Source organism: Pacificibacter marinus (assembly GCF_018860505.1).
GTDB lineage: Bacteria > Pseudomonadota > Alphaproteobacteria > Rhodobacterales > Rhodobacteraceae > Celeribacter > Celeribacter marinus_B.
The window spans coordinates 1-6,814 of the sequence record NZ_JAHKPU010000044.1 but is presented as its reverse complement, the minus strand read 5'-3'; the positions used below and the strand labels follow the sequence as shown (position 1 = coordinate 6,814).

7 protein-coding genes are annotated in these 6,814 nt (G+C 51.8%); 5 read left to right on the top strand and 2 right to left on the bottom strand.

Going from position 1 to position 6,814, the window contains the following annotated elements; translation table 11 throughout:
• From KO503_RS16035 to KO503_RS16015, 5 genes are all read left to right on the top strand, one after another.
• Positions 1-846, top strand: an 846-nt coding sequence (locus tag KO503_RS16035) for a hypothetical protein (RefSeq protein WP_215992565.1), incomplete at its 5' end; no start/stop codon positions are given.
• A gap of 750 nt (positions 847-1,596) precedes the next feature.
• Positions 1,597-2,391, top strand: coding sequence for an energy-coupling factor ABC transporter ATP-binding protein (locus KO503_RS16030; protein ID WP_252731142.1), 795 nt, complete (start codon positions 1,597-1,599; stop codon positions 2,389-2,391).
• The gene (locus KO503_RS16025; RefSeq protein WP_215992564.1) at positions 2,366-2,962 is read left to right on the top strand and encodes an energy-coupling factor transporter transmembrane component T family protein; all 597 of its coding nucleotides are present in this window, start codon (positions 2,366-2,368) and stop codon (positions 2,960-2,962) included. Before KO503_RS16030 ends, KO503_RS16025 begins: the two co-directional genes overlap by 26 nt.
• 19 nt (positions 2,963-2,981) lie before the next feature.
• Positions 2,982-3,527: a biotin transporter BioY gene (locus tag KO503_RS16020; protein WP_215992563.1), complete on the top strand. Its 546-nt coding sequence runs from the start codon at positions 2,982-2,984 to the stop codon at positions 3,525-3,527.
• The gene (locus tag KO503_RS16015; protein ID WP_215992562.1) at positions 3,524-4,210 is read left to right on the top strand and encodes a nitroreductase family protein; all 687 of its coding nucleotides are present in this window, start codon (positions 3,524-3,526) and stop codon (positions 4,208-4,210) included. The genes KO503_RS16020 and KO503_RS16015 overlap by 4 nt, the downstream gene beginning before the upstream one ends.
• On the opposite strand, the gene KO503_RS16010 is transcribed toward KO503_RS16015, so the two are convergent.
• Both KO503_RS16010 and KO503_RS16005 read right to left on the bottom strand, forming a co-directional pair.
• Positions 4,207-5,313: a thiolase family protein gene (locus KO503_RS16010; protein WP_215992561.1), complete on the bottom strand. Its 1,107-nt coding sequence runs from the start codon at positions 5,311-5,313 to the stop codon at positions 4,207-4,209. The genes KO503_RS16015 and KO503_RS16010 overlap by 4 nt on opposite strands.
• On the bottom strand, positions 5,310-6,542 hold the full coding sequence (locus KO503_RS16005; protein ID WP_215992560.1) for an AMP-binding protein: 1,233 nt from the start codon (positions 6,540-6,542) through the stop codon (positions 5,310-5,312). The genes KO503_RS16010 and KO503_RS16005 overlap by 4 nt, the downstream gene beginning before the upstream one ends.
• Between the last annotated feature and the right edge of the window lie 272 nt (positions 6,543-6,814).

The window sequence follows — 6,814 nt, the reverse complement described above, 5'->3', positions numbered from 1 at the left end:
AAACCGTGGCAAGACCAGTTCCTTGTCATGTTGCGTGCCGGTTTCACAATTGTCTTCGATGCCCTCTTCGTTGGGCAGTTTTCGTGGTCTCTTGACTTCGCCGTTACGGGCGTCGCGCTGACCAACATCGTTGTCGGCGCGGTCATACTGATCCCATCACTTTTTATTCTAAACCGTCTTGGAGCAATTACCATGCCACGCTTGACGAGAGGCGAGGAATGGGTGCGCATTTGGTTTCGTGTTGCCCTTCGGTCAGGACTTGAGTCTGGCGTTAGAAACCTTGCCTTCTCGTTGATGATCTTGCGACTGGTGAACGAAGTGCAGGAGGCTGGGCTTTTCTGGGTGACAAATGGCTTCATTTGGGGATGGCTTCTGCTTCCGGTTCTGACGCTTGGAACGCTGATGCGCCAAGATGCCGGCAATAACGGCGGAAAGCTCGGGAGGCGGTTCGTCGGGTATTTCGTGGCGACCGGATTGATCATTTTGGTCTGGCTATTCACCGTGCCAGGGTGGGTTTGGTTTGTATCTGGGACCATGGGCTCGCCTGAGGCCGAGCGCGTTGTTGATCTGGCCTTGCTGATGCTCTTTTTTTATGTGGTATTTGCGTTTAATCATGTGCTTGATAGTTATTTTTATGGGGTCGGCCGCACGGATCTGATGCTCTACCAGTCGCTTTTTGTGAGCATATTCTATTATGGTATAGCATTTGTAGCCTATCAGACTGGGTATTTCGTCCCCAGCCTTCAGGGTATCGCCTTGTTGTTTGGTGGTGGTATTGTGATCGACTCCGTCGTTACGCTTTGGCAGTTCAGACGCCATGGCTATTTCAAACGTGCTGGCGAATAACTTGAATTCAAGGTCTCTTCAAAAAGTTGAAATCCAAATCTGAAAAAGATGGAAGCATATATTAATGCACTGAAAGGTATACGATTTTTCGCCGCATCAAGCTTGCGCACGCTTTTGCTTTCTTGCGCAGGCTATTGGTTTTGTGTCAGGAATTGACGGCTCGCAACCAACTGAATCGAAATAGTTTTTCGGTTCCTCGAATCGGCCAATGTTCTGTTTTGAGAAGCCTTTTGCTTTCTCTGCCTGAGGGGGCACCTAAAGTATTGCCATTTCGCCCCCTAGTTCTGCCATTTTAGACTCGTAAATTTGCCATCACGTGACTTGTCTCATGGCCCGATGGGGATGCCAAAAGGGAAGTTTTGGCAGGCAGCTTGCTTAGGCGGCCTTAGAAACTCTCTAAGGCCGTTTTCCTTTTGGGGGAGCTGCTTTGACTGCGCTGTTCAATTTCAAGTGCTGACAAGTGTTGCCGAGAGTGTGGCAAATTAGAATGGAGATTTCGGTGCGAATGCCACTAAATGGGTCCTTTAGATTGCGCATCTCTGTTGTTTTCATAAGATTTGCTTAAGGGTCTCAAGGGGCCGTTATCTTGTCTTCATCGGAAAACAAAAGTGCTTTTGACAATATCAATGACAGCGTTTGTTCGCCGCGGGTGAGAATGCCTTTCTGAATGCCGTTTGCGTCAATTACCATTCGTCGCAGGCCAAAGTCGGGCGGACCAATCTGACGATGTTCCATCTTGATAAGTCTTGATTGACTGGCAAAATCCTGTTGCCCCTCTCACGGATTGCTGGTTTGTACAGCGCTATGGTGAAACAGACCCAAGATATCCCCACGTTTGCGTTGAAAAACGTCGTTGTTATGCGCGATGAGAAATCGATCTTGCGAGATATTTCGGTGCAAGTCACCGCGCGGCGCATCGGAATTGTTGGGCGCAATGGGTCGGGAAAAACCACGTTGGCACGGGTTTTTGCAGGCTTGGTCGAGGCGAGTTCTGGCACGGTTCAGGTTGACGGTATTGATCCGGCAAAAGATCGCAAAGCAGCCATCAACACCGTGGGTATTTTGTTTCAAAACCCTGATCACCAAATCATTTTTCCAACAGTCGAAGAAGAGATCGCTTTTGGATTGTTGCAACAAGGGTTTGGCAAAGTCGAGACGGCAGACATTGTAGCCAAAACACTGGCAGAATTCGGTAAGTCACATTGGGCCAAGGCGGCCATTCATCAGCTGTCACAGGGGCAAAAGCAACTTGTCTGCTTGATGTCTGTGCTCGCAATGCAGCCAAGCGTCGTGATCTTGGATGAACCGTTTTCTGGCCTAGATCTGCCCACTAAGATGCAGCTTGCACGGTATTTCGAGCGCATCACATCTGCCATCATTCATATTTCGCATGATCCTGAAGTGCTCAAAGCATATGATCATGTGTTGTGGATTGATGAAGGTGCTTTGCGTGAGCAGGGCGTGCCAGAGGTGGTGTTGCCTGCGTTTATAGACCAGATGCAAAAGATCGGAGAGGCAGATGATATCGCTGACCTCGCCGATTAGAACCCGCGCCCACAACTGGCCTGCCGGCCCCAAACTCTTGGGACTTTGCTTTGCAACGATGGTGCTGTTTGCGCAAAGCAGTATCGCCTTTCACCTGAGTATATTTGTGCTGGTACTCATGGTCTACGCTTTGCCGGGACGCGTATTTTTGCGTTATGGCGTGGGGCGTCTTCGCACTTTGTGGCCGTTTATCGCGGTGGTTATGATCTGGCATAGTCTGACAAAAGATGCCGCTTTAGGCGCGACTATTTCGCTTAGACTGTTGAATGCTGTGGCCATGGCTAATCTTGTGACCTTGACCACCAAACTGTCCGATATGATTGCGGTTGTGCGGCGGGTTTCCACGCCGTTGCGCCGCTTTGGTTTGTCCACAAAACAATTGGAGCTTGGCATTGCCTTGGCCGTGCGCTTTACACCTGTTCTAGCATTCAAAGGCACGCAGCTTTCTGATGCTTGGCGCGCCCGTTCGGGCAAGCATCCTAAATGGCAGACGCTTGTACCGCTTGCGGTTTTGGCCATTGATGATGCAGAATATGTCGCGGATGCCATCAAGGCGCGTGGCGGAGTTTAGACCAGATTGAGGACATAGCATGGAACGAAATTTAACATTGATCGCATTGTTTGCGGCACTGATTGCGGCATTGGGAGTGATCCCCGCGGTCACCTTAGGGTTTGGCGTGCCAATCACTGCCCAATCACTGGGCGTGATGTTATGTGGCACTATATTGGGCGCGAAACGCGGGGCTCTTGCGGTGTTGCTTGTTGTGCTTTTGATCGCCATGGGATTGCCTTTGTTGGCGGGCGGTCGTGGTGGCCTTGGTGTCTTTGCGTCGCCAACAGTTGGCTTTTTGGTCGGCTGGCCTATCGGCGCATTTGTGACTGGGTTGATCGTAGAAAAGCTGCGCTTTGGATCGTTGGGCGTCACGGCAGCTTTCGGGTCCGTCGTGGGCGGAATTTTGGTCGTTTATGCTGCGGGTGTGATTGGCATGTCGATCGTACTGGACAAAACCATTTTTGAAGCAACTTTGCTGGTTGTCGCTTTCATTCCTGGGGATTTGATCAAAGCCATCTTGGCGGGCGTGGTGACTTCAGCGCTCTACACTGCACGGCCAAAAAGCGTGTTGTCACGCGCATGAAGACTTCCGCGATCATAGAGGCTCTAGGGTCGCGGAAATCTGTACGTCAGTTTTTGCCAAGGCCCGTGCCGAAAACTGATGTTGCGCGTATTTTAAAGGCCGCACGTTTGGCACCAAGTGGTGGCAATTTGCAGCCCGGTCGTTTTCATGCCCTGACCGGCACAACGCTTTTGGATTTGTCGAAGGCTTTAAGTGAGGCCGCGATATTTCAAGACCCCGCGTCCGAATATTCCTATTTCCCAAACCCAATGCCTGCTGACTTAAAGTCAAAACAGCGTGCCGCAGGCTATGCGTTGTACGAAGCCCTTGGGATCGATCGTCGCGATTTTGAAGGCCGCAAACAGCAGTTCGATAAAAACTATCGCTTCTTTGATGCGCCTGTGGGGATTATCGTGACCATCCACAAAGACATGGGCAAAGGCTGTTTTATGGATCTGGGGATGTCACTGATGGCGCTGTTTATGGCTGCACATGACCTTGGATATGGCACGACAGGCATTGGCGCGATTGCCAAATATGGCCCTGTTGCTCATGCTGCTTTGGGATTGAACGATGATGAAATGGTGGTTTGCGGAATTGCGCTGGGGGTTGAAGACACATCTGCCCCCGTGAACCGGTTTCGCACGGTGCGAGACGATTTGGATCAGTTCACAACATTTCGCGGCTTTGACACGAGCGGCTAAGCGCGCAAGATCATGGCAGTGCCAAGCCCTCCTGCCGCTGCAATGGCCGCCAATCCATGTCCGCCCGTTTTTGTCAGCTCATGAAACAACCGCACTGCATTTATCGCGCCGGATGCGCCAATGGGGTGCCCGCGCGCCAATGATCCCCCGCCGATATTCACCCGTGCCTCGTCCAATCCAGTACCTTGTACACATGCCATGGCTTGCACTGCGTAGGCTTCCATGATTTCGGACATTGCAAGCTGTTCTGCGGTGACTTGGGCGTGGTGCAACACGCGTTTAATTGCCTTTACGGGTGCTAACCCTGGCATATCGGGCGTGTCGCCCAAGGTGCAACCTGCTACGATTTCTGCTTTTGGCCCATCATAAGCCTTGGCAATATCCTCGGACACCACAAGGCAAAAGGCGGCTGCATCAGCGGCGACGCTTGTGTTGGCTGCCGTAATCGACCCTGATAAAAGCTTGGCACGCGCAGTGATCGCGCCTGTTAACGTGCGGGCAAACGGATCAATATTTTGACTGTTGATTGGGGTGATCTCTTGAGTCATACGGCCTTGCGCATCAAGCGCCTTTTGGTGACTGGAAATCGCCCAAACATCTTGGTCTGCGCGTGAAATGCCAAGCCTGCGTGCCAAGGTCGCGGCGGCATCATGCATCGCGGGGTCACGATTGGGCCAAGGCGTAAAGCGCGCTTGCAGGTAGGGACGCGGAGGGCGACCATCGGCGAATGTTTCATGGCGAACAGGCGCGCGTGAATAGCTTTCAACGCCGCCCGCGATCACAACATTTGCCTGCCCAGATCGCACCAAAGCATCCGCCAGATTAAGCGCATCCAAACCGCCGCAACATTGCCTGTCTAAGGTCAGCCCTGCGACATACTCCGGCAGTCCTGCCGCCAAAGCCACATGTCGCGCAGGGTTGCCGCCGGCGCCAAGCGCATTTCCGGCGATCAGTTCATCCACTTGAGCGGGCGCAACCCCCGCAGCTTTGAGGCACGCAATGACCACAGGGGCTGCGATATCGTGCAAGGCGCACCCTGCAAAGGTTCCACCTCGTGGCACAACCGCGCTGCGTTTCGCCGCGATGATAAAGGCGCGTGTCATGTTTGGGTCTCCAGCCATTTTGCCAAGGTGATCAGATCGGGTTTGCCCGAGGTGAGCAATGGTAAATGATCGATTTCTAACAGGCGACGCGGAGCTTTGAGCGGACCAAATGCGTCGCGACAGGCTTTTAATATAGTATCTTGTGTTGCTGTGGCGCCTTGGACGATTAGGGTCAATCTATGGCCTCGCAAAGCATCAGCTTGTGCCAAAACGACGACATGTTCTGGCGCAAATTGGCTTGCGACAAAGTTTTCGATTTCCTCAGGAAACACATTTTGGTCGGCTACAGTGACCATACGGCTTTTGCGTCCGAGCAAGAACAGATGGCCTGCCTTATCCAAGCGACCGAACTCGCCGATGGTAACAAAGCCGTCTTGGGTTTTGGTGTCTACACTGTTGCCTTGATCATATCCGTCGAACAGATAAGGGCTTTTGACCCAGACCTCGCCTGTGTTTTGGGTTTCGTTGCCCAAAGCATCAGTGAAGCGCAACGTTACACCGGGGTAGGGCGCGCCGACCGAGCCGTTTGGCGTTTGTGCATTGGCCATTGTGATAAAGCTGGTTTCCGATGCGCCATAGAATTGGGTCAATACTGCGTTTGGAAAGCTCATGCGTGCTGGGCCACGCAAGTTATCGGGCAGGGCGCCCCCGCCGATGATGATATGACGCACGGACGGGCAGATTCTATTGGTGGCGCAGAGCATCGCCAGTTGTGTCGGGGTGATATAGAGCAGTGTCGCGTTTTGGCGCAGCAGCTCTTTACATTGCGTATCGGGGCGAAGGCCAGCCAGCATACAAATGTCGACACCGATATGCGCGGCTTCTATGACGCCATATAGCGCCAATGAATATCCGATGTCGCCAAACACTGCCGTACAATCTTGCTGTGTACTGTCGAACAGCATTTGGTTGATATTAAAGCTGGTGATCCATGATGCATGACTGCGCTTGATAACTTTAGGCACGCCAGTGCTGCCGCCTGTTTCGCAAAATAATTGTGGTGTGACTGTTTGAGTTGGGCAAGGGTGCCCATCTGTCATGCGGATCGACTGACCTGTTTGAATATGTTCCCGCAGTGTAATCACAGCCTCGCGATGGGTTTGGTTTTGTTTGCTCATCCGTGCGGGCAGGCGAATACTACAAAAGGGCGACCAAGAAAAATGTGGCTGGGGTTGAGGCATATTTGTCCAAAGTGAAATCACGGGCAGGCGGTTATTGATATCAGACATCGTCGTACAAGAGAATTGGCAAACGGTTGTGAGACCTTTTACTCTAGCTTGGTGCAAATGAACGATCTGCGACTCGCATTTATGCTTGTTTGCGGTGGATACGACCATTTTCACATGTGATTCACATGAAATGGCAGTGATGATCGTAATTTCACCCCCTGATCCGATGATAAATTGAAGTTTTTTTGATCAATAAAGCTCATAAAATAAGGGGTTTAGCGTATAAATGGCAGTTAACTTATGGAAAACCATAAAAAGCCCTTGCGGAGGTG